The organism is Psychrobacter sp. S1-30-MNA-CIBAN-0213 (assembly GCF_040309845.1).
Classification (GTDB): domain Bacteria; phylum Pseudomonadota; class Gammaproteobacteria; order Pseudomonadales; family Moraxellaceae; genus Psychrobacter.
In genome coordinates, this window is the sequence record NZ_JBEOPE010000054.1 from 1 (window position 1) to 281 (window position 281).

Annotated in this window: 1 pseudogene; it reads left to right on the forward strand. The window is 49.5% G+C overall.

Annotated features, from left to right (window positions below):
* A pseudogene (locus AAEY87_RS13925) lies at positions 1–267 on the forward strand (protein tyrosine phosphatase family protein); the annotation flags it as partial.
* Between the last annotated feature and the right edge of the window lie 14 nt (positions 268–281).

The window sequence follows — 281 nt, forward strand, 5'->3', positions numbered from 1 at the left end:
GGCATGCACTATGAGCAGCTGGCTATTAGCGGCGCTGCAGATTTAAAGCAGCTTAAGATATTGGCGTTTGATAATATCTTACGCCAACATCATGGCAAAAAAACAGCGTTGCACTGTGGCTCTGGCAATAGAGTAGGTGCAGCGATTGCTCTGCGGGCAGGTTGGCTACGCGGGCGTAAGATGGATACGGCTATGGAGCGTGGTCGCGGTCATGGTTTGACGAAGCTTGAAGACGAAGTTTATAAGCGTTTGTTAGTACCGCGCTAAAGCATGAAGAGAAG